18 protein-coding genes are annotated in these 20469 nt (G+C 73.1%); 10 read left to right on the forward strand and 8 right to left on the reverse strand.

Annotated elements, in window-relative coordinates; genetic code table 11:
- Window positions 1-3 precede the first annotated feature (3 nt).
- Genes ACFYZ8_RS06700 through ACFYZ8_RS06720 form a run of 5 tightly spaced genes read left to right on the forward strand, consistent with a single transcriptional unit; the run spans window position 4 to window position 4948 of the window.
- Window positions 4-411 carry an STAS domain-containing protein gene (locus ACFYZ8_RS06700; protein WP_359034822.1) on the forward strand — a complete coding sequence of 136 codons (408 nt, stop codon included), beginning with the start codon at window positions 4-6 and terminating at the stop codon, window positions 409-411.
- Window positions 411-854 carry an ATP-binding protein gene (locus ACFYZ8_RS06705; protein WP_359034820.1) on the forward strand — a complete coding sequence of 148 codons (444 nt, stop codon included), beginning with the start codon at window positions 411-413 and terminating at the stop codon, window positions 852-854. The genes ACFYZ8_RS06700 and ACFYZ8_RS06705 overlap by 1 nt, the downstream gene beginning before the upstream one ends.
- On the forward strand, window positions 851-1924 hold the full coding sequence (locus ACFYZ8_RS06710) for a SpoIIE family protein phosphatase (RefSeq protein ID WP_359034794.1): 1074 nt from the start codon (window positions 851-853) through the stop codon (window positions 1922-1924). Before ACFYZ8_RS06705 ends, ACFYZ8_RS06710 begins: the two co-directional genes overlap by 4 nt.
- Window positions 1921-3783: a PP2C family protein-serine/threonine phosphatase gene (locus ACFYZ8_RS06715; RefSeq protein ID WP_388531718.1), complete on the forward strand. Its 1863-nt coding sequence runs from the start codon at window positions 1921-1923 to the stop codon at window positions 3781-3783. Before ACFYZ8_RS06710 ends, ACFYZ8_RS06715 begins: the two co-directional genes overlap by 4 nt.
- A complete protein-coding gene (locus tag ACFYZ8_RS06720; protein ID WP_388531716.1) occupies window positions 3761-4948 on the forward strand; it encodes a PP2C family protein-serine/threonine phosphatase in 1188 nt (395 codons plus the stop codon). Before ACFYZ8_RS06715 ends, ACFYZ8_RS06720 begins: the two co-directional genes overlap by 23 nt.
- Before the next feature lie 8 nt (window positions 4949-4956).
- Here ACFYZ8_RS06720 and ACFYZ8_RS06725 read toward each other — a convergent pair whose 3' ends face one another.
- The gene (locus ACFYZ8_RS06725; protein WP_359034788.1) at window positions 4957-5460 is read right to left on the reverse strand and encodes a MarR family transcriptional regulator; all 504 of its coding nucleotides are present in this window, start codon (window positions 5458-5460) and stop codon (window positions 4957-4959) included.
- A gap of 357 nt (window positions 5461-5817) precedes the next feature.
- On the opposite strand from ACFYZ8_RS06725, the gene rph reads away from it, so the two are divergent.
- A complete protein-coding gene (gene rph, locus ACFYZ8_RS06730; RefSeq protein ID WP_388531714.1) occupies window positions 5818-8415 on the forward strand; it encodes a rifamycin-inactivating phosphotransferase in 2598 nt (865 codons plus the stop codon).
- Window positions 8416-8431: 16 nt separating this feature from the next.
- Here rph and ACFYZ8_RS06735 read toward each other — a convergent pair whose 3' ends face one another.
- The 7 genes from ACFYZ8_RS06735 to ACFYZ8_RS06765 all read right to left on the reverse strand — a co-directional run bounded on the left by ACFYZ8_RS06735 (window position 8432) and on the right by ACFYZ8_RS06765 (window position 15211).
- Entirely contained in the window at window positions 8432-8770 is a 339-nt protein-coding gene (locus ACFYZ8_RS06735; RefSeq protein WP_359034784.1) for an STAS domain-containing protein, read from the reverse strand.
- Window positions 8767-10056, reverse strand: coding sequence for a PP2C family protein-serine/threonine phosphatase (locus ACFYZ8_RS06740; RefSeq protein ID WP_388531712.1), 1290 nt, complete (start codon window positions 10054-10056; stop codon window positions 8767-8769). The genes ACFYZ8_RS06735 and ACFYZ8_RS06740 overlap by 4 nt, the downstream gene beginning before the upstream one ends.
- Window positions 10057-10058: 2 nt before the next feature.
- Window positions 10059-10859, reverse strand: coding sequence for an alpha/beta fold hydrolase (locus ACFYZ8_RS06745; RefSeq protein WP_388531710.1), 801 nt, complete (start codon window positions 10857-10859; stop codon window positions 10059-10061).
- A 74-nt stretch (window positions 10860-10933) separates the two neighbouring features.
- Window positions 10934-12499 carry an FAD-dependent oxidoreductase gene (locus tag ACFYZ8_RS06750; RefSeq protein WP_388531708.1) on the reverse strand — a complete coding sequence of 522 codons (1566 nt, stop codon included), beginning with the start codon at window positions 12497-12499 and terminating at the stop codon, window positions 10934-10936.
- Window positions 12496-13227, reverse strand: a complete 732-nt coding sequence (locus ACFYZ8_RS06755; protein ID WP_359034778.1) for a methyltransferase domain-containing protein — start codon at window positions 13225-13227, stop codon at window positions 12496-12498. The genes ACFYZ8_RS06750 and ACFYZ8_RS06755 overlap by 4 nt, the downstream gene beginning before the upstream one ends.
- Window positions 13228-13287: 60 nt before the next feature.
- Window positions 13288-14481 carry a lycopene cyclase family protein gene (locus ACFYZ8_RS06760; protein ID WP_388531705.1) on the reverse strand — a complete coding sequence of 398 codons (1194 nt, stop codon included), beginning with the start codon at window positions 14479-14481 and terminating at the stop codon, window positions 13288-13290.
- Window positions 14482-14623: 142 nt separating this feature from the next.
- Entirely contained in the window at window positions 14624-15211 is a 588-nt protein-coding gene (locus tag ACFYZ8_RS06765; protein WP_359034774.1) for a sigma-70 family RNA polymerase sigma factor, read from the reverse strand.
- A gap of 262 nt (window positions 15212-15473) precedes the next feature.
- Between ACFYZ8_RS06765 and ACFYZ8_RS06770 the strand changes: the two genes are divergently transcribed.
- The 4 genes from ACFYZ8_RS06770 to ACFYZ8_RS06785 are packed head-to-tail and all read left to right on the forward strand — an operon-like array spanning window position 15474 to window position 20348.
- Entirely contained in the window at window positions 15474-16799 is a 1326-nt protein-coding gene (locus ACFYZ8_RS06770) for a polyprenyl synthetase family protein (protein ID WP_388531702.1), read from the forward strand.
- The gene (crtI, locus tag ACFYZ8_RS06775; protein ID WP_388531701.1) at window positions 16796-18334 is read left to right on the forward strand and encodes a phytoene desaturase family protein; all 1539 of its coding nucleotides are present in this window, start codon (window positions 16796-16798) and stop codon (window positions 18332-18334) included. Before ACFYZ8_RS06770 ends, crtI begins: the two co-directional genes overlap by 4 nt.
- Window positions 18331-19338: a phytoene/squalene synthase family protein gene (locus tag ACFYZ8_RS06780; RefSeq protein WP_388531699.1), complete on the forward strand. Its 1008-nt coding sequence runs from the start codon at window positions 18331-18333 to the stop codon at window positions 19336-19338. The genes crtI and ACFYZ8_RS06780 overlap by 4 nt, the downstream gene beginning before the upstream one ends.
- Window positions 19335-20348 carry a DUF5914 domain-containing protein gene (locus tag ACFYZ8_RS06785; RefSeq protein ID WP_388531698.1) on the forward strand — a complete coding sequence of 338 codons (1014 nt, stop codon included), beginning with the start codon at window positions 19335-19337 and terminating at the stop codon, window positions 20346-20348. Before ACFYZ8_RS06780 ends, ACFYZ8_RS06785 begins: the two co-directional genes overlap by 4 nt.
- The last annotated feature ends 121 nt before the right edge of the window (window positions 20349-20469 follow it).

Consider the following 20469-nt stretch of genomic DNA (forward strand, 5'->3'; position numbering starts at 1 on the left):
GCCATGTACCCAGGGCCGGCCCCGGTGCCGGTCCTGGCGCTGGGAGACGTCCTGCTGGTGACCCTGCAGGGAGAACTGCACGACGGGGCGGCCGAGCAGCTCCAGCACGACATCGCCCAGCGGATCGCGTCCAGCCCGGTGCCGGTGGGCGGTGTCGTGATCGACATCTCCGGCGTGGAGATCGTCGACTCCTTCCTCGGCCGCGTGCTGGCCGAGATCGCCGCGAGCGCACGCCTGCTCGCCGCGCGGACCGTCCTGGCCGGCATGCGTCCGGCCGTCGCCATCACCCTGGTCGAGCTGGGCCTCACCCTGCCCGGCCTGGGGACGGCTCTGAACGTCGAGAAGGCCCTGGCCCTGCTGGGCCGCGACTTCTCGGCAGCTCCGACCGCTCGTCCGGAAGAGGGTGCATGATGCATGCCCCCATCGCCTCGACCACCCGCCTGCCCATCGGCTCGGACGCCGATCTGGCCTGGGTACGGCAACAAGTACGCCAGTACGCCGCCGACCTCGGCTTCAACCTGGTCCAGCAGACGAAGCTGGTGACCGCGGCCAGCGAACTGGCCCGCAACGCCCTGGTGCACGGGGGCGGCGGCCACATGGAGATGACCGTGCTGGCCGAAGGGACCCAGCGCGGGCTGCGGCTCACCTTCGTCGACGCGGGTCCGGGCATCCGAGACGTCGAGCTCGCCATGACCGACGGCTACACCACAGGTGGCGGCCTGGGCATGGGGCTGAGCGGGGCCAAGCGGCTCGTCAAGGAGTTCGCCCTCGACACCCGGCCCGGCCAGGGCACCACCGTCACCATCACCGACTGGGTCTCCGGTCTGCCCGCGCCCCGCACAGGTGCGCCGTGAGCAGAGTGTGGGAGGTCCCGGTACAGGACAGCACCCGGGTCCGGGACGTACGCGTCGCAGCCGAGGCCGCCTGCGCCCGCGCGGGACTGGACGCGCATTCCACGGCGGTCGCGGCGCTGGTGGCCACCGAGTTGGGCACCAACCTCGTCAAGCACGCCGGCGGCGGCCGGATCCTCGTCAACCTGTCCGCGCCCTCCGACACGTCAGCCGGGGACGTGCCCTGCGTGCAGATCGCCTCGCTCGATCACGGACCGGGCATCGACGACGTCCAGGCGGCGATGCGGGACGGTCACACGACCGCCTCCTCCTCGCTGGGGGCCGGGCTCGGCACCTGCCGGCGCATCTCCAGCGAGTTCGACCTGCACAGCCGGCCGGGCCGGGGCACCGTCGCGGTGGCCCGCATCGCCCCGGCACAGGCGCGCGGGAGCACTCCCCCGCGGGAGGTGGGGTCACGGACAGGCACCCGGGCCGGGGGGATCACCACTTCGCTCGGCCGCGCCGAGCACTCCGGGGACGCCTTCGCCCGGGTGCGCTCCGGTGCCCGCGTCACGCTGATGCTCGTGGACGGGCTCGGCCACGGCGAGAAGGCCGCCGACGCGTCCAGCGCCGCCGTGGAAGAACTGCGCCGCAGTGCCGGTCTGCCGCCGGCCGAGATCCTTCGGCGACTGCACACCGCGCTGCGGGTCACGCGAGGCGCGGCCGTCGGCGTCGCACAGCTGGACGAGGACACCGGCCGGCTCTCGTTCGCCGGTGTCGGCAACATAGGCGCCAGACTGCGCACCGACGGCGCGTGGCGGCCCCTCATCTCCCACCCGGGCATCGTCGGAGCCCACTTCCCGGCCACCGTTCCCCTGAGCGAGGCCGACTGGGCGCCGGACAGCCTGCTCGTCCTGCACAGTGACGGGCTCCCCGGCCGCTGGGTTCCCCCCACCGACCCCCGGCTCGGTGCCCACGATCCGGCCGTGGTGGCCGCGGTCGTCCTGAGGGACGCCGGCAGCGCCGCCCGGCCCCCGCGCGACGACGCCAGTGTGGCCGTACTGGCCCCCCGACCCCCGGACGGACCCGTATGACCGCACCCACAGGCGTCTGGAAGGTCGCGTCGGTCGCCGACGCCGCCCGGGCCCGCGCCGCCGCCGGCCGCATCGCCGCGGACGGCGGGGCACCGGCCCTGGAACAGGCCCGCTTCCTGACGGCGCTGACGGCGCGGCTGCGGCACTGCCTGAGCCTGGGCGAGGACTGGGAACTGCGGCTTCAGGTCCGGCAGCCGACCCCCGGGCAGGCGGGCCGGCTCGAGGCCTCGTTGCGCCCGGCCGGCTCCGGCGGGCCGGACCCGCGGGACGAGACGCCCTTACTCACCTGCTCCCTGCCTCACCGGACCGTCCGCGAAGGCCGACGCGTCGCCGGCTCGCTGCCGGAGGCCCTGCTGCGGGCCGACGAGACCACCGCCGAGGTACTGGGCCTCCTGGACGAACAGGAGAGCCTGGTCCGGCTGCACCGGGAGGAACTGCACCACACCAACCAGGGCGTACTGGCGCTGCACGCCGATCTGGAAGCCGCGGCACGCGCGCAGCGCGAGCTCCTGGAAGCCGAGCGGACCGCGCGCGTCGAGGCGGAGAAGGCCCGGCGTCTGCTGAGCTTCCTGGGTGACGCCAGCGCCGCCATCACCTCGTCCCTCAGTCATACGGCCATCCTGCGCCGCCTCTCCGACCTGCTGGTGCCGGAGTACGCGGAGCGGGTGGACGTGTGGCTCTTCGACGAGGAGGAGTACGAGGAGCACGGCGAAGAGCGCGCGCACCGCGTAGGGGAACACTCCGCGGCCGCCGTGACCGCCGCCCGCACGGGACGTCCCCAGCACGCCGCGGACCACCCCGGCAACCTTCCCGGCGTCGACGACCTCCCGCCCTCCGCCCTCTCCCCCCGGCGACCGCTGCTGGCCATCCCGCTCGTCGCCCAGCGTCTGCTCGGCGTCCTCACCCTCACCGCCCCGGCCCCCCGCTTCGACGAGGACACCTCGGTGATGCTCGTCGAGCTCGCCCGCCGTGTCGGCGTCGCCCTGGACCACGCCCACCGTTACCAGCAGTCCCGCAACACCGCCGAAGCCCTGCAGCGCGCCCAGCTCACCGACCTGCCCGACGCGCCCGGACTGCTGCTCGCCGCGCGCTACCTGCCCGCCACCTGGGGGATGAACATCGGCGGCGACTGGTACGACGCCTTCCTCCAGCCCGACGGCAGCCTGCTGGCCGTCATAGGGGACGTCACCGGCCACGGGCTGCACGCCGCCGTCGTCATGGGCCAGCTGCGCACGGCCCTGCGCGCCTACGCCGTGGAGAACGCCACCCCCGGCGAGATCCTCACGCGCCTGCACCGCATGCTCGGCCACCTGCAGCCCGACCTGTACGCCACCGCGCTGATCGCCCGCTTCCGGCCGGGTGAGCCGGAAGTGCTCTGGGCGTCGGCCGGCCACCCACCCGCCGTCGTACGCTCCGCCGACGGCACCGTACGGGTCCTGGACGCCAAACCCGGCGTGATGCTGGGCATCCCGCTGCCCTACGTCTACACCGACAACCGGGCCGAGCTGCCCGCCGGTTCCTCCCTGGTGCTGTACACCGACGGCCTGGTCGAGCGCCGGGGGCAGGGCATCGACCCCGGTATCGGACGCCTGGCCCGCGCTCTCGCGGCGTTGCACACACCGGAGCTCGAACAGGACCTGGACGCCGCCGCCGACGCCCTGCTCAAACCCCTCCTGCACGACTCCGAGCGGGACGACGACGTCTGCGTCCTGCTCTGCCACACCGTGCTCTCCGGCCCGCAGGAACAGCACGGGAAGTCCGGCCGCTCCTCCTCCGTCTCCTCACCGCCTGACATCCGGTCCGCTCGCGGTAGCGTGAAGGACACAAGGCGAGAGGGTGGATTGCGTGAACGTCCCTGAAGCACAGCCGTCCGCGGAAGCCCTGTTGCGCGGCGCCCCACCCCATGCCCTGGTGGCCACCGCCCGCCGACTGCTCGCCGACCGGGTGGGCGCCCAGGACGTGACGCTCCTGCTCGCCGACTACGCCCTGGCCGTCCTGCAGCCGGTGACCCACCTGCCGCACACCGGTCCCCCGGTCTCCGCCCAGGACGGGCCCGCGGGCAGCGCCTTCCGCACCCAGAAACCGGTGCTCGAAGTCCTGCACGACCCGGCCGGCCACCTGGCGCATCTGCCGATCACCGTGCGCGGCGACCGTCTGGGCGTGCTGTCCGTACGGCTGCCCGCGGGCGCCGTCGACCCGAGCACGGTGCTCCAGCTCGGCGACTTCGCCACAGCGCTAGGGCATGAGGTGACCACCGCCGGCCGCGACACCGACCTGTACCTCCAGGCCCGCCGCACCCGCCGGCTGACGCTCGCCGCCGAGATGCAGTGGCAGCTCCTGCCCGGCCGGGGGTGTGCCCGCGAGGAGTACGCCATCGGCGCCCACCTCGAACCCGCCTATGCCATCGGCGGCGACAACTTCGACTGGTCCACCAGCGCCGACCATCTGGTGCTCACCGTGACCGACGGCATGGGACACGGCATCGACGCCTCCCTGCTCGCCGGTCTCACGGTCAGCGCCCTGCGCAACGCCCGCCGCGCCGGCATCGGCCTCGCCGACCAGGCGTGCCTCGCCGACCAGGCCGTCTACGCGCAGTACGGCGGGAAGGTCTACGCCCCGACCCTGCTGCTCAGCTTCGACCTGGCCACGGGCCTCGTGCACGCCGTCGACGCGGGCTCACCGCAGCTGTTCCAGCAGCGCGGCGGCCATACCGAGAGGGTCGAGCTGGAGGCGCAGCTGCCGCTCGGCATGTTCGAGGAGACCCTCTACCGGGAGCAGACCTTCCAGGTCGAGCCCGGCGACCGTCTCATAGCGGTCAGTACCGGTGTCCACGGCACCCGCTCCGCCACGGGCGACCTCTTCGGCGAGCAGGTGCTGCGACAGATCCTCGGCGCCACCCGTTCCGCGCCGCCGCACGAGACGGCGCGCGCGGTCGTCGCCGGGCTGATCGAGCACTACGGCAGCAAGGAGCTGATGTCGGACGCCGCGGTGGTCTGCCTCGACTGGCACGGCCGCCGGGGCTGACGCGGCCGTCAGCGCTCGGGGCGGCCGCTCTCCTTGCCGGGGTCGCCCTGAGCGGTCAGGAAGGCCCGCAGGCCCACTCTCAGCGCCGCCCGCTCGCGGGGTTCCATGGCCGCGAGGACCGCGGCGAGCGCCTGCGACCTGCGGGTGGCCACTTCGTTCAGCACCTGCCGACCGCGCCCGGTGAGCACGAGTTGCACCTCACGGCGTCGGTGCGGATGCAGCAGGCGCTCCAGCAGGCCGGCCGCCTCCAGCCGGTCGCACAGCCGGCTGGCCGTCGGGGGCCCTATGTCCATGTTCTCCGCCAGAGCGGTGAGATTGAGCCCGGGTGCCGACTCCAGGATCCGGAGGGCTCTCAGCTGGTGCGGCGACAGCCGCAGGCTCGCTCCCTGGGCGGCCACCGACCACGCGTTCGCGAGACCGTCCACGGCATCGGCGATCTCCAGCGCCACGGAAAGTGGGTCGTCACCCGATCCGCTCGACTGGTCGCCCCCCGAGCCACTGAGACGAGTCACGCACCCATCGCTTTCAGTAATCGCTTGGCCATACAGATACCACCCTTATTCAAACGCGGTACCCGATGAGGCGTCGACCAAGCACGTGACCCGCTCCGGAAGACGGCAAAAGGAAAAGGCAAGGAGAGAACTCTCCTTGCCACTACCCAAGTTATAGCGCGAAGGGGGGCTTGCGGCAAGCCCCCGGTGACGGCGCACAATCGTCGGCCGAGGCCACAACCTGCGGAAATGGGGAAACCACGTGTTGTTGTCGACGTTATGGCGCACGGCGACGTGCTCGGCCAACGGTTCGACAGACCAGCCAATTCGATCGGGCACCGCAGTGCGGCACAGCTCGGCCGCCTCGGAGGTGTCGCGATGACCGAGCAGTACGTGCTGGATCTTCAGGAGATCGACGAGAGCCGGATCGCCGTCGTCGGCGGCAAGGGCGCTCACCTGGGCAGCCTGTCGCGGATCGAGGGCGTCCGCGTACCCGGGGGCTTCTGCGTGACGACCGAGGCCTTCCAGCGGGTCGTGGCGCAGACGCCGTCGATCGGCCGGCAGCTCGATGAGCTGTCGCTGGTGGGCCCGGACGACCAGGAGGCGATCCGCACCCTCAGCGCGCGGATCCGCCGGGCCGTCGAAGCGATCGCCGTCCCGGACGACATCGCCGCGGCGATCACCGGTGCGCTCGCCCGGTCCGGCGAGCAGACCCCCTACGCCGTCCGCTCCAGCGCGACGGCCGAGGACCTGCCGACGGCCTCCTTCGCCGGCCAGCAGGACACCTACCTGAACGTCGTGGGTGCGGCGGCGGTCCTCCAGCACATCAGCCGGTGCTGGGCGTCCCTGTTCACGGAACGGGCCGTCACCTACCGCCGGCGCAACGGCATCGACCACCGTACGGTCCACATGGCCGTGGTCGTGCAGCGGATGGTCTTCCCGCAGGCGGCCGGCATCCTGTTCACGGCCGACCCCGTCACGGGCAACCGGACGGTCACCACCGTGGACGCCGGCTTCGGCCTCGGCGAGGCCCTGGTGTCCGGTCTGGTCAACCCGGACGTCTTCAAGGTGCGGCACGGCGAGATCGTCGCCAGGACGATCTCCGCCAAGCGGCGTGCCGTGCGCGCCCTGCCGGGCGGGGGCACGCAGGAAGTGGCGGTCGACGCCCAGGAGCAGGAGCAGCCGTCGCTCACGGACGCGCAGGCGGTCCGGCTCGCGCGGCTCGGGCGGCGGATCGAGGCGCACTTCGGCCGCCCGCAGGACATCGAGTGGTGCCTGGTCGGTGACGACTTCCACATCGTGCAGAGCCGGCCCATCACGACGCTGTTCCCCGTTCCCGAGAGGGACGACGAGGAGAATCACGTCTATGTCTCCACCGGTCACCAGCAGATGATGACCGACCCCATGAAGCCCCTGGGGCTGTCCATGTGGCGGCTGACGGCCATGGTGCCGATGCACGAGGCCGGCGGGAGGCTGTTCGTCGAGGTCACCCAGCGACTGGCCACGCCCGCGAGCCGGGCCGCCCTGCTGGACCTCATGGGCAAGGGCGATCCGCTGGTCAGGGACGCGCTGGAGACCGTCCTCGAGCGGGAGGACTTCGTGCCCTCGCTCCCGGACGCGCCCGCCGCCGGGCCGCCGGCCGGTGGGCCGCCCGCCCCGATCGAGACCGATCCGGCCATCGTCACCGAGCTGATCGAACGCAGCCGGGCATCCGTCGCCGCCCTCGAGCGCGGCATCGAGGCGAAGACCGGACCGGCGCTGTTCGACTTCCTGACGGAGGCCTTCGAGGAGCACAAACGCGTCCTCACGGACCCGCTGAACTTCAAGGCGATCATGGCGGGAATGGAGGCCACGTGGTGGCTCAACGACAAGCTGGAGGAGTGGCTCGGCGAGAAGAACGCGGCTGACACACTGACCCTGTCCGCCCCCGGCAACATCACGTCGGAGATGGGACTCGCGCTGCTCGACGTCGCGGACGCGATCCGCCCGCACCCGGAGGTGGTCGGATTCCTGGAGAGCGTCGAGGACGACGGCTTCCTCGACGACCTGGCCAAGCTCCCGGGCGGGACCGAGGCACGCGACGCCATCGAGTCCTACCTCGACCAGTACGGCATGCGCTGCGTCGGCGAGATCGACATCACGAGGCCACGCTGGAGCGAGCGCCCCGGCACCATCGTTCCCGTGATCCTCGACAACGTACGGAACTTCGAACCGGGCGCGGCCCGGCGGCGCTTCGAGCAGGGCCGCCAGGCGGCGCAGCAGAAGGAACAGGAGGTGCTGTCCCGGCTGCGGGCCCTGCCGGACGGGGAGCGGAAGGCCGCCGAGACCAAGGCCATGATCGACCGGGTCCGCACCTTCATCGGCTACCGGGAGTACCCGAAGTACAGCATCATCAGCCGCTACTTCGTCTACAAGCAGGCCCTGATGGCGGAGGCCGACCGCCTGGTGCGGGCGGGGGTGCTCGCCGGCCGGGAGGACGTCTTCTACCTCACCTTCCAGGAGTTCCGCGACGTCGTGCGCACGGGACAGGTCGACCTGCGGCTCGTCGAGGAGCGCAAGGACGCGTTCCGCTCGTACGAGGCGCTCACCCCTCCCCGGGTCCTCACCTCGGACGGCGAGGCTCTGAGCGGGGCCTACCGGCGCGATGACGTGCCGGAGGGCGCCCTGGTGGGCCTGCCGGTCTCCACCGGGACCGTCGAGGGCCGGGCCCGCGTCATCCTCGACATGGCGGACGCCGATCTCGAAGCGGGCGACATCCTGGTCACACCCTTCACGGACCCCAGCTGGTCACCGCTGTTCGTCGCGGTGGCGGGCCTGGTGACGGAGGTGGGCGGACTGATGACCCATGGCGCCGTGATCGCCCGGGAGTACGGCTTGCCGGCCGTCGTCGGGGTGGAGCAGGCGACCCGGCGGATCCGGGACGGACAGCGCATCCGTGTGCACGGAACCGACGGGTACGTCGAGATCCTGTCCTGACCGACCGCCGGCCGGCTCAGGAACGCGTGGCGGTCTCGGTGTCCGGGTGGATGGTGAGGATCTGGTCGAGGCCGACGATGCGCAGGACGCGCAGGGTGTTGGGCGGTACGGCCGCGAGGGCGGCGTCCGCCTGGACGGCCTGCGCGTTGCTGTGCGCGGCGATCAGCGCCGTGATGCCACTGGAGTCGCAGAACTCCAGACCGCCCAGGTCCAGGACCAGTCGCTGGCCCGGCCTGAGGGTGAGACCGCGCAGCACCTCGTGCAGTTCGGCGACGTTGGCGTAGTCGAGTTCGCCGAACATCTCCAGGACGGGACCGGTCGCGGCATCTCGGGTGGTGATCTTCAACGGGCTCATCGTTCGTTTCTCGTCTGGGGTTCGGGGGCCGGGACGCCGATGGCGAGCAGGGCGGTGTCGTCGTCGAGGCCGTCACCGAAGCTTGCCAGAAGACCGGTCAGGGCCTGGATCACCGCCTGGGGCGGCTTGCCCGCCTGGCCGGCGGCGAAGGCGAGCAGCGCCTCGTCGCCGTAGAGACCGGTGCGGCCCTGGCCGGTGCGGGCTTCGGTGAGGCCGTCCGTGTAGAGAAGGAGCGTGTCGCCGGGGCCGAGCACGGTCCTCGCGGCCGTGAAGCGCGCGGAGGGCAGGATGCCGACGAGCAGGCCGCCCGGGGTCGGCAGGAAGTCGGCCGTACCGTCCGCGCGCAGCACGATGACCGGAGGGTGGCCGCCCGAGGCGAGGTGGACGGCGGGCTGCCCGGTCACGGGATCGGGTTCGAGGGTGCCGAAGACGGCGGTGCAGTAGCGGGGGTCTCCGCTGCCGGCGTAGCGCTCGTGGAGCACCGTGTTGAGGGTGGTCAGCGCGGAGACGGGGTCGGGGTCGTGCAGAGCGGCGGCGCGCAGGGTGTAGCGGGTCAGGGAGGTGAGCGCTGCGGCCTGGGGGCCCTTGCCGCACACGTCGCCGAGGAAGAATCCGAAGCGTTTGCCGTCGATGGGGAAGACGTCGTAGAAGTCGCCGCCCAAGCGGTCGGGTGAGGCGGTGTGGTAGTGGGCGGCCGTCTGCACGCCGGGTACCGGCGGCAGGGTGTCCGGGAGCAGCGACTGCTGGAGCACGGCGAGGGCTTCCTGCAGCCGGGCGCGGTCGGCCTCCGCCTGCCGGCGCGCTTCCTCGGCGGCTTCCCGGCGGCGCAGGAGTTCCTCTTCGTAGGCGCGGCGGTCGCGGGCGTCGAAGACCGTGGTGCGGATCAGCAGGGGCTGTCCGGTGGTGCCGTTTTTGACGACGGACGAGACGAGCACGGGTATCCGGCGGCCACCGGTCTGCTTCATCTCCAGGGCTATCCCGCTGATCTCGCTCTGCATCCGCAGGAGCGGCGCGAAGTGCGTCTCGTGGTACAGCTTGCCGCCGACGGTCAGCAGGTCGGTGAACCTCTTGCGGCCCACCACCGCCTCCCGTTCCAGCCCGAGCCAGTCGAGCAGCCGGCCGTTGATCTTCGCGATGGTGCCGTCCATCAGGGTGGAGAGGTATCCGCAGGGGGCGTTCTCGTAGAGGTCTTCGACGCTGTCCTCCAGCAGTCCGGCGAACGCGGCGTCCGCGGGTTCGCGGCCGTCGGCGTCCTGCGGCTCGGGCTGCCGGCCGGCGCGGCACATCATCACAGGCTCGCGAGGAAGTCGACGATCGCCTGGTTGGTGGCCTCGGGCGCGGACAGGTGCGGGCAGTGCCCGGTGGCGTCCAGAGTGACCAGACGCGAGCCGGGAATCGTCTCGTGCACGAACGCTCCGACCTCACGGGGGGCGATCACGTCCTGGGTGCACTCCAGTACCAGCGTCGGCACTCGTACGCTCTTCAGGTCGTCCCTCGAATCCGACAGGAACGTCGTCCGGGCGAACACGCGCGCCATGTCCGGGTCGGTGGCGCAGAAGCTGTTCTTGAGCTCGTCGCCCAGTTCGGGCCGGTCGGCGTTGCCCATGATCACCGGGGCCATGGCCGCCGACCAGCCGAGGTAGTTCGCCTCCAGCGAGGCCAGCAGTTCGTCGATGTCCTCGGCGCTGAACCCGCCTCGGTACCCCTCGTCGTCGATGTACCGCGGGGACGGCGCGACCATCACCAGGGCGCCGATCCGCTCCGGTGCCCTGTCCACCGCCAATACGCCGGTCATCGCGCTCACCGAGTGGCCCACGAACACCGCCTCTCGCAGGTCGAGCGCCTCACACACCTCGACCACGTCCTGGGCGTACCCGTCCAGGGACGAGTACCGGTCCTCCGAGAACGCGGACGCGTCGGCACGGCCCGAACCCACGTAGTCGAACAGCACGACGCGGTAGTCGTCGGTCAGCGCGGGCACCGTCAGCCGCCACATGTTCTGGTCACAGCCGAAGCCATGGGCCAGCACCACGGTCGGTCCCCGCATGTTGCCGGTGACGGTCACGTGGTTCCTGCTCGTGATGTCCATACCCGGCAGTCTCTCAAGCCGCCCGGCTGCTCGGTGACGCCCCCTCGACCGGCCCGAGGCGCTCGTGCTCGGCATCACCGCCAGACCCGCCTGCCACCGACACCGCGTCTCCGTGCCACCGCTCGGAGCAGGCGGCTGCGGCTGCCGTTGGGCACGGTCCACAGGGGGTGGCCCCGCACCGCCCATGACTCCAGGAGGGCGTTGGCGGCGAGGAAGCCGGTGGTGGCGGCGCGTTCCATCAGGGCTACCGGGAGGTCTGTGCGCACCAGGTCGCCGGCGAGGACCAGGCCGGGCCGGGGCGTGCGCACGCCGGGGCGGTCGGTGTGTCCGCCGACGGGGAACAGGGGGCAGTCCTGGCGCCATTCGTGCCGTGCGTCGAGGATGCGCGCGTCGCGGGTCTCGGGGTAGACGTCGTGGAGCTGTGCGACCAGGTGCCGGGCCTCCGTATCGGGGTCGGCGTTCTCCCGCAGGGCGTAGCCGTGGAGTTCGACCACGGAGCCGCCGGTGCGGGCGGACCATCGTGCGGCCTCCCGCTCCCAGCGGTCCAGGACACTGACGTTGTCCAGCGAGCCGTATCCGGCCGTGCCGAGGAAGCCGGGCCGGCCGGTGTCGGCGGGGCGGTCGAGCCAGAGGCGGGAGACGAGGAAGGGCGGGGCGGTGCGCAGCCGGGCGATGCGGTCGTGCCAGGCGTCGTCGGCGAGCCGGGGCGAACGGCCGACGAGAGAGCGCAGGCCTGCCGTGTCGAGAGCCAGGACGACGCTGTCGTACCGCCGCTCCTCGCGGTCCGTGGCGACGGTGAAGGCGCCGTCGGCGGTGGGTGAGACGTTCTCGACGGAGGTCGAGGTGCGCAGGTCGGCGCCGTGGCGGCACAGATGCTCGGCGAGCGGGTCCCACAGGGCCGTCGGGAAGGGGTCGTCGGGCACGTCGAAGAGGAGGCCCTCGGAGCTGCCGAGGAAGTAGATGTGGAACATCAGGACCATCTCGGCGGCCGAGAGCTCGTGCGGGTCGGCGAAGAAGCTGCGGGAGAAGACCTCGAAGGCCAGGTGGCGTGCGGCCGCTGGGAAGCGCAGGGATTCGAGGAAGTCGTGGGCGCTGACGGCGTCCAGTTCGGTGTAGACGTCCGGGACGCGGACGTCCAGCAGGGGAAGGGCCGCGGCGGGGTTCATGCGCACCAGGTCCCGTCCGCGGAATGACGGGCTCAGCGCCACGAAGCCCAGTGCGCTCAGCGGCGGGGTGCGCGGCACTCCGCGGAAGCTGTCGTGCAGTCCGTCGCGGTGCCGCAGCGGATAGTCGGGCAGGCCGGTGAGGCGCCCCGGGCCGGTGCGGCTCAGCAGGCTGCGCAGGTTGTAGTACTGGCGGAAGAAGGCGTGGAAGCCGCGGCTCATGGTCGCGAGGGAGCCGTCGTGCAGCTCGGTGCTCCAGCCGCCCACCCGACCGCCCAGGTAGGCCTCGCGTTCGTAGAGCGTGACGTGGACGCCGCGTTCGGCGAGCGCCGTGGCGGCGGCGAGGCCGGCGATGCCGCCGCCCACGACGGCGGTGCTGCGCGGCCGCCCGCCGACCCGGGTCGCTCCGGGCCGCGGGGGCAGGAGGACGGCGTGGCGGTCCCGTCCGGGGCGGGCGGGTGCCGCCGCGGCGCTCACTGTCCGCTCCCGGCGGGCGGGGCGGCGCGGCGGGCGACGACGGTGTGGGTGATGCCGGTCTGCCAGCCGGGCAGGGGCAGGGCCCGCACATGGTCGAATCCCCGGGCCCGGACGCGGTCGGTGAACCGGTCGACCGTGTCGAACTCCACGACGCTGCGCCACAGATGGCGGTACAGGTCGCCGTCGCCGAGGGCGGTGGCGATCGGCAGCACCAGGCCACGGCAGACGGCCGTCCAGACGGCCCGGTCGAGCTCGCGGCCGCTGAGGGTGTACTCGTGCACGGCGAGCCGGCCGTGCGGGGCCAGCAGGTCGTGCACGGCGTCCAGCACGGCGTCCGGGTCGGCGACGTTGCGGAAGAGGTAGGCGGCGAACACCGCGTCGAAGGGCCCTTCCACGTCCGCCTCGGCGAGGGCCTCCGCCGGCGCGCACACGAATCTGACCTTGCCCGGCCACGGTTTGGCCAGGGCACGCTCCAGCATCCCGGCCGAGGCGTCCACCGCGGTGATCTCGGCGTCGGGCAGTACGCGGGCGAGCGCGGCGGTGGAGGCTCCGGTGCCGCAGCCGAGGTCCAGGACGCGCAGCCCGGTGCCCGGGCGGGGCAGGCCGAGCCGGCGCGCCGAGCGGCGCAGCTGGGCGTGGTAGCCGGGGTTGGCGGCCACGAGGGTGTCGTAACGGTGTGCCGCGTGGTCGAATGCGGCGGCCAGTTCCGCGTCGCGCAACACGGTCACGGTGCCTCCTGGTGCGGGTGGTCGGGGAGTCCGGGATCCGGATGGGCCGGGGAAGGCCGGTCAAGGGCCGGGGAAGGGCCGCCGCGGCAATCGGGGCATGTGAGCGGCGGCGCGCAGCATGGGCAGGACGGGGGTGCGCAGCCCGATGGCGAGTTCTTCGTGCAGCTGTGTTCCGCCGTCGAGGAAGCGCAGGAGCCGGGTCATGGGGATCGTCGTGAACAGCCGCGCGAAGAAGTCCGCTCCGTCCACCAGGCCGCTGTCGAGGGCGTGCAGCAGGACCGCGTCCATGGCGCGGGCACGGGCCGAGTGAGGCACCGGGGGCACGGGCCGTCGGCCGTGGCGCAGGGCGGCGGCGACCGCCGCGGTCTGGCGCTGCACGCCGGCGAAGGTGTAGCCGGTCGAGGGCCGGGTCGCTCCCCCGGCCGCGCCGATACGGAAGACGGAGTCACCCGTCCGCCGGGCGAACCGGGCGTCGGTCATCGGGATGACACCCGTCTCGGTCCCGGTGACCTCGAAGTCCTTCAGCCCGAGCACGGCACCGGTGTAGTCGGTCAGCGCCTTGTCGTACGCGCCCGGGGAGAGCACGGACCGGGAGAACTCCGTGTACTCCACGAGGGCCTGGTCGGGGCCGGTGGGCAGGACGTAGCCGAAGGAGAGGCCATGGGCGGGCTGGGGGGTGCGCAGGTCCATGAACTCCACGCGGGCCTGGTCGAAGACCGGGCGGCCGGTGCGGACGAACCAGCCGTGGAAGTGCTGGAGCAGGGTGGTGCGGGCAGCGGGGAGGCAGCCCAGCGGCCGGGAGTCGAACACCCAGCGGGCGTGCAAGGAGTCGGGGCGCCCGTCCGCCGTGCGGGCGTCGATCCGCGCGCCCCGCGGGAGTCCCTCGACGCTCTCGACCGTCGCCTCGACGCGCCGTACCTGTCCGCCGCGGGCGAGGTCGTGTGCGATCAGGGCCTCGAAGTCGTCCGAATGGATCATCTTGTAGCGCAGGGGTGAGATGACGTGCTCGATCGGCTCGCCTGTCGGCCGGTGCGCCCTCAGCCGCTGCCACGACCTGGTGACCGCGGCGTCGTAGGGTCCGCGGCCGGTCTCCCAGAAGCACCAGGTGCGCCGCGGCGGGCGCAGCGGTCCGGGTGGGGCGTCCAGGAGGACGACGGACAGGCGCCGGGTGCCGGGGGCGGGCCGGGAGAGGCGGTGGGCCAGGGAGAGTCCCGCGGCCCCGGCTCCGATGATGGCGACGTCCGCCTCGTGCATGGCCGAGTCCCTCCCTGCGCGCCTACGCCGTGTCCTGCGACGGTATTCCGGTCGCGGTACCCGTCCGGATGCGTGTCTCACGTGCTCGCACCGTGTGGCTCGCTCGGGCGCGGCGAACAGCCGCATCGGTTCTGCGTCGTTGTCACGCGGCGCACTCGAGAGGACCCTGGTTGCGGAGCCGGCCGGCAAGGCGGCGCAGGCCCCGGCGCGCGTGGCTCTTGACCGTTCCCAGGGGCCAGCCGGTGAGTTCGGCGATCTGGGTCTGGGTGAGGTCGTCATAGAAGGCGAGGTTGAGCACCCGGCGCTGCGGTGCCGGGAGCTGCGACATCTCGTCGGCGAGCAGGACCCGGTCGAGGGCGGCCTCCGGCAGCACGGTCTCGTCGTCGGCCCGCAGCAGCAGCTGGGCGCCCGCGGCGGCGACGAGTTCGTTGCGCCGGGTGCGGGCGGCGAGCGCGTCGGCGATCTTCCGGCGGGCGATGCCCGTGAGCCAGCCGGGCAGGGTGCCGCGGTCCGGGACGAATCCGGCGCGTCCTCGCCACGCGGCCAGGAACACCACCTGGGTGATGTCCTCCGCCTCCCTCGCATCGCCCAGGGAGCGCCTGGCCAGGGCGTGCACGAGGGGCCCCCACCGCTGGTGCACGACCGTGAGGCATGACTCGTCCCCGCTGAGAAAGCCGTTCACGAGGGTGCTGTCGTCGATGTCCGCGCCGGTTGGCTGTGCGGTCGTCATGGTCACTCCTCCACTGGGCCTGAGGGTCGCCGACAGCGACCTGCGGCCCTTCCACCCTGCGGATCCGGCACAGGGTGGGCAACTTGCATCGACTTCGCATCGAATGGGGCAGCGGTGAGACCCGTCTTCACCACGAGGCCCAGTCCTCACCGTGCCGCCCCGCATCCGTCCCCGCCACCCGAGGCGAACCGGTCATGACGACGTCAGCTGTGATCGCGACGATCCCGAGGATCTGGACGAGGGGAAGATGAGGGGAACCGGCATGAGCTCCACCGTGGCAAAGGACCGCCGCGCGGACCGCAGTCCGCTTGAACACCCGACCGCCGAGCAGGACTCCCCCGCGCCGACCCCACGGACGGCCGGGGAGGGGGACCACGGCCGCGGCGACCATCCGCGCGCCTCACCGCACGAGACACGGCCGGCGTACGGCGACGACCCGCCCGCCGTGGACGCGGACGTGAGCGGCGCCGTCCGCGTGGTGCTGGGTGATCTGCTCGACCGGCAGGTGGCCGCTGCCGAGGCCGCGGACCCGCTCTTCGCTGCGGACCTGGCCGCGCCGGTCGCCCGTTTCACGCGGAACGGCGGCAAGTTCGCCCGCTCCCGCTTCGTGTGGTGGGCGCTGCGGGCCTGCGGTGGCGCCGAGCCCGCGCAGGCCCGGGCCGCGCTGCGGATCGGAGCGGCCCTGGAGCTCATCCAGACCTGTGCCCTCGTCCACGACGACGTGATGGACGGCGCGCGGCTGCGCCGCGGTCGGCCGGCGCTGCATGTCGAGCTGGCGGACCAGTACGCGGGGAGCTGCGGCGCGCAGCGCGCCGGGCGTCTCGGGGAGGCCGCGGCGATCCTCGCCGGTGACCTGGCGCTGGCCTGGGCGGACGACGTGGTGGCGGACACCGAGATGCCGGGCCGCACCGCGCGGCGGGTCCGCGAGCTGTGGCGTGCCATGCGCACGGAGATGGTGGCCGGCCAGTACCTGGACGTCCAGGGTGAGGCCACCTCGGCGCGCTCCATGGCCCGGGCGATCCGCGCGGCCTGCCTGAAGAGCGCCCTGTACTCCGTGGAACGCCCGCTCGCCCTGGGGGCGGCGCTGGCCGACGCGGGCCCCTCCGCCACCCGGGCCCTGTGTTCGGCGGGCCGGTGCGTCGGGCTGGCCTTCCAGCTGCGCGACGATCTCCTCGACGCCTTCGGGGATCCCCGCGACACCGGCAAGCCGGCCGGCGGAGACATCCGCAGCGGCAAACCCACCTACCTCGCCGCCGTCGCACAGGCGCGGGCCGAGACCTCGGGTGACCGGCGAGCCCTCGACGTGCTGCGCGGCACCCTCGGCCGTACGGATGCCTCGGCCGGCGAACTCGCCGCGGTGCGCGAGGTGTTCACGGCCACGGGCGCACGCGAAACCGTGGAGGGGAAGATCGGCAGGCTGGTGGCGCAGGGGCTGCGCCATCTGGACACCGCGGTGCTCGAACCCGAGGCCACGAGGCGGCTTCAGCTGCTGATGCGCTCCGCGAGCGGGGTCGCCGACACCGTCGCGTCCGACGTGGTCCCGCTCTCCCTGCAGCTCGCGACCGGTGACGAGGGGGCCGGCCGATGACCCGTACCGTCCCCGGGCGCACCGACCATGTAGTGGTCGTCGGTGCCGGTCTGTCGGGTCTCGCGGCCGCCCTGCACCTGCTCGGTGCCGGACGCCGGGTGACCGTCGTGGAGCGCGACACGTCACCGGGCGGGCGGGCCGGGCGGACGGTCCGCGGCGGCTACCGCATCGACACCGGTCCCACGGTGCTGACGATGCCCCATCTGGCGGACGAGGCGTTCGCCGCCGTGGGCGACAGCCTGCGCGCCCGAGTGGACCTCGTGCCCCTGCACCCGGCCTACCGGGCCCGGTTCGCCGACGGCAGCACCCTGGACGTCCACACCGGCGCCGACGCGATGGAGGCGGAGGTCGAACGCTTCGCCGGGGCCCGGGAAGCCGCCGGCTACCGACGGTTGCGTACCTGGCTGGAGCGGCTCTACCGGGTGCAGATGCGGCGCTTCATCGACGCCGACTTCGACTCACCCCTGCGCCTGCTCCACCCCGACCTCGCCCGCCTGGCCGCCCTCGGCGGCTTCGGGCGGCTGGACGCGCGCATCGGACGGTTCCTGCAGGACGAACGGCTGCGGCGCGTCTTCTCCTTCCAGTCCCTGTACGCGGGCGTGGCACCGGAACGGGCCCTGGCCGCGTACGCCGTCATCGCGTACATGGACACGGTCGCGGGCGTCTGGTTCCCGCGCGGCGGCATGCACGCCCTGCCCCGGGCGATGGCCGACGCGGCCGCCGACGCGGGCGCCGACCTGCGCTTCGGGGAGACCGTCACCCGTCTGGAGCGTTCCGGGGAACGGATCACGGCCGTCGTCACCGACCACGGCCGTATCGCCTGCGACGCCGTCGTCCTGACACCCGACCTGCCCGTCGTCTACGGACTGCTGGGCCGGGTCCCCAGGCGCCCGGTGGGTCTGCGGTTCTCGCCCTCCGCCGTGATCCTGCACGCCGGCACGGACCGCACCTGGCCGTCGCTGGCCCACCACACCATCTCCTTCGGCGCGGCCTGGCGGCGGACGTTCTCCGAACTCACCGAGACCGGCCGCCTGATGAGTGATCCGTCCCTGCTCATCACCCGCCCGACCGCCACCGACCCCGGCCTGGCGCCACCCGGACGGCACCTGCACTACATCCTCGCCCCCTGCCCGAACACCGCCCTGGGCCCCGGCGCCGCCGAATGGGGCGAACTGGGACCGCGCTACCGCGACAGCCTGCTCACCGAGCTGGAACGGCGGGGCCTTGACGGCATCGCGGCCGCCATCGAGGAGGAGTGCCTGGTCACCCCGGCCGACTGGCAGGCCCAGGGCCATGCGGCCGGCACGCCCTTCTCCGCCGCCCACACCTTCGCGCAGACCGGGCCGTTCCGGCCGCGCAACCTGGTGCGCGGGACGGTCAACGCTGTCCTCGCCGGCTGCGGCACCACCCCCGGCGTCGGCGTGCCGACCGTCCTGTTGTCGGGCAAGCTCGCAGCGGTACGGATCACGGGCGGCACCCCCTCGCGGCGGCCGCGCCCCGCCGTGCGCGCATCCCGGGAACGGAGGCCGGCATGACCGAGCGTGAACTCGACGCGGCCGGCGTCACCGATCCGGCACTGAGACGGGCGTACGCCCGGTGCAGGCAGCTCAACTCCCGGCACGGCAGGACGTACTTCCTCGCCACCCGCCTGCTGCCGGTGGCCCGCCGGCCGGCCGTGCACGCGCTGTACGGATTCGCCCGCTGGGCCGACGACATCGTCGACACCCTCGACGACGCGACCACCACCGCCGAGCGGGCCCGACGGCTGACCCTGCTGGAGTACGAGCTGGAGTCGGGACTGCGGGCGGGCCACAGCCCCGAGCCGGTGGTCCACGCCCTGGCCGACACCGCGCTGCGCTACGGCATCGACCACCGCCACTTCACCGACTTCATGGCCGCGATGCGCGCGGACCTCGACGTCACGGACTATGCCACCTACGCCGATCTGCGCACGTACACCTACGGTTCGGCGGAGGTGATCGGTCTGCAGATGCTTCCGGTGCTCGGCACGGTCGTCCCGTGTGAGGAGGCGGCTCCGCACGCGGCGGCGCTGGGCGTGGCGTTCCAGCTGACCAACTTCCTGCGGGACGTGGGTGAGGACCTCGACCGCGGCCGCGTCTATCTGCCCGCCGACCTGCTGGCCGCACACGGTGTCGAACGGCGGCTGCTGCGCTGGAGCCGGGACACCGGGCGCCCCGACCGCCGGATCACCGCCGCACTGCGCGAGTTCGAGCAGCTGACCCGCGGCGTCTACCGGGAGGCCGCCCCGGGCCTTGCCATGCTCGACCCGGTCTCGCGCCCCTGCATCCGCACCGCGTTCGTCCTGTACGGCGGAATCCTGGACGCGGTCGCCGCGGACGGGTACCGCTCGGTGCAACACCGTGCCGTGGTCCCGGCGCGCCGCCGTGCCCTCGTGGCCCTCGACGGCCTGATGCGGGTGGGCGCGGCGCGGCTGGGGCACAGGACCGCCGGATCCCGTACGGCTCCCTCGCCGACCACTGCGGCCGGCATTTCACCACCCTCGCGGAGGATCGCATGAAACGGCGGCGACCTGCGGAGCGTTCCCGCTACCCCCTCTCCCTGCGGCGCCGCCCGGTGCGGTGGGAGAAGCAGCAGCCGACCTGGCGGCAGGCCCGGCCCGCTCTGATCGCCGACGCGCTGAAGCGGGCCCAGGCCCGCCCGTCCGGCAACTGGTACGTGGTGGGCGCCACCCGGGACGTACGCGGTGACCGCCCGCTGTCCACGACGGTGGCCGGGCAGGAGGTGGTGGTGTGGCGTACCGCCGACGGGCGGCTCGCGGCGGGCCCCGGCATCTGCCCGCACCTGGGAGCACCGCTCGCCGACAGCCCGGTGCGCTGCGGGACCCTGGTCTGCCATTGGCACGGACTGGCCCTGGACGGTGGGCCGTTCGCCGGCTGGGAGCCGCTGCCCGTGCACGACGACGGAGTGCTGGTGTGGGTGCGCCTGGACGAGGTGGGCGGGGAACCGCCCACGCCGGCACCGGTCGTCCCACCCAGGCCGAGACTGTCGCGCTCCGTCGCCGCCGTCTACACCGGGGTGGGGATCTGCGAGCCCGAAGACATCGTGGCCAACCGGCTCGACCCCTGGCACGGGGCCTGGTTCCACCCCTACTCCTTCGTCGACCTGACCGTGGTCGACACTCCCGGCTCCGAGGGGTCCGACGAGGACGGGTTCACCGTCGACGTCTCCTTCAAGGTCGCCGGACGGTTCGTCGTGCCGGTGCGCGCGGTCTTCACCGCGCCCGAACCGCGCACGGTCGTCATGCGCATCACCGAGGGCGAGGGCGTGGGCTCCGTCGTCGAGACGCATACGGCCCCGCTCGGCCCGGACGAGCTGGGGCGGCCGCGGACCGCCGTCCTGGAGGCGGTCGTGGCCGCCTCCGAGCGCCCGGGTTTCGCCGCCGCCCGCACGGCGGCCCCCGTCCTGCGCCGCCTGATGACGGCGGGGGCCGCACGGCTGTGGCGCGACGACCTGGCCTACGCCGAACGCCGCTGGCTCCTGCGCTCCGGCGGACGCTTCCCCGGCTGACGTCCTCGAAGGCGACCGAGTGTCTACCGCGGTTCAGTCCGGCGGGGCGGCGACCGCGTCGGGGTGGTCGGTGAGGCAGGCGCCCATCGGGCCGACGCCGGCGTTGTCGACCAGGACGTCG

It is taken from the genome of Streptomyces sp. NPDC001668 (genome assembly GCF_042893155.1).
GTDB lineage: Bacteria > Actinomycetota > Actinomycetes > Streptomycetales > Streptomycetaceae > Streptomyces.

Excerpts from the sequence above, each read along its gene's own strand:
- ACFYZ8_RS06745 (WP_388531710.1), bottom strand. The coding sequence starts at position 10,859 with ATGGACATCACGAGCAGGAACCACGTGACCGTCACCGGCAACATGCGG.
- ACFYZ8_RS06705 (WP_359034820.1), top strand. The coding sequence starts at position 411 with ATGCATGCCCCCATCGCCTCGACCACCCGCCTGCCCATCGGCTCGGAC.
- ACFYZ8_RS06740 (WP_388531712.1), bottom strand. The coding sequence starts at position 10,056 with ATGTGCCGCGCCGGCCGGCAGCCCGAGCCGCAGGACGCCGACGGCCGC.
- ACFYZ8_RS06765 (WP_359034774.1), bottom strand. The coding sequence starts at position 15,211 with ATGACGACCGCACAGCCAACCGGCGCGGACATCGACGACAGCACCCTC.
- ACFYZ8_RS06715 (WP_388531718.1), top strand. The coding sequence starts at position 1,921 with ATGACCGCACCCACAGGCGTCTGGAAGGTCGCGTCGGTCGCCGACGCC.
- rph (WP_388531714.1), top strand. The coding sequence starts at position 5,818 with ATGACCGAGCAGTACGTGCTGGATCTTCAGGAGATCGACGAGAGCCGG.
- ACFYZ8_RS06700 (WP_359034822.1), top strand. The coding sequence starts at position 4 with ATGTACCCAGGGCCGGCCCCGGTGCCGGTCCTGGCGCTGGGAGACGTC.
- ACFYZ8_RS06780 (WP_388531699.1), top strand. The coding sequence starts at position 18,331 with ATGACCGAGCGTGAACTCGACGCGGCCGGCGTCACCGATCCGGCACTG.
- crtI (WP_388531701.1), top strand. The coding sequence starts at position 16,796 with ATGACCCGTACCGTCCCCGGGCGCACCGACCATGTAGTGGTCGTCGGT.
- ACFYZ8_RS06770 (WP_388531702.1), top strand. The coding sequence starts at position 15,474 with ATGAGCTCCACCGTGGCAAAGGACCGCCGCGCGGACCGCAGTCCGCTT.
- ACFYZ8_RS06785 (WP_388531698.1), top strand. The coding sequence starts at position 19,335 with ATGAAACGGCGGCGACCTGCGGAGCGTTCCCGCTACCCCCTCTCCCTG.
- ACFYZ8_RS06760 (WP_388531705.1), bottom strand. The coding sequence starts at position 14,481 with ATGCACGAGGCGGACGTCGCCATCATCGGAGCCGGGGCCGCGGGACTC.
- ACFYZ8_RS06735 (WP_359034784.1), bottom strand. The coding sequence starts at position 8,770 with ATGAGCCCGTTGAAGATCACCACCCGAGATGCCGCGACCGGTCCCGTC.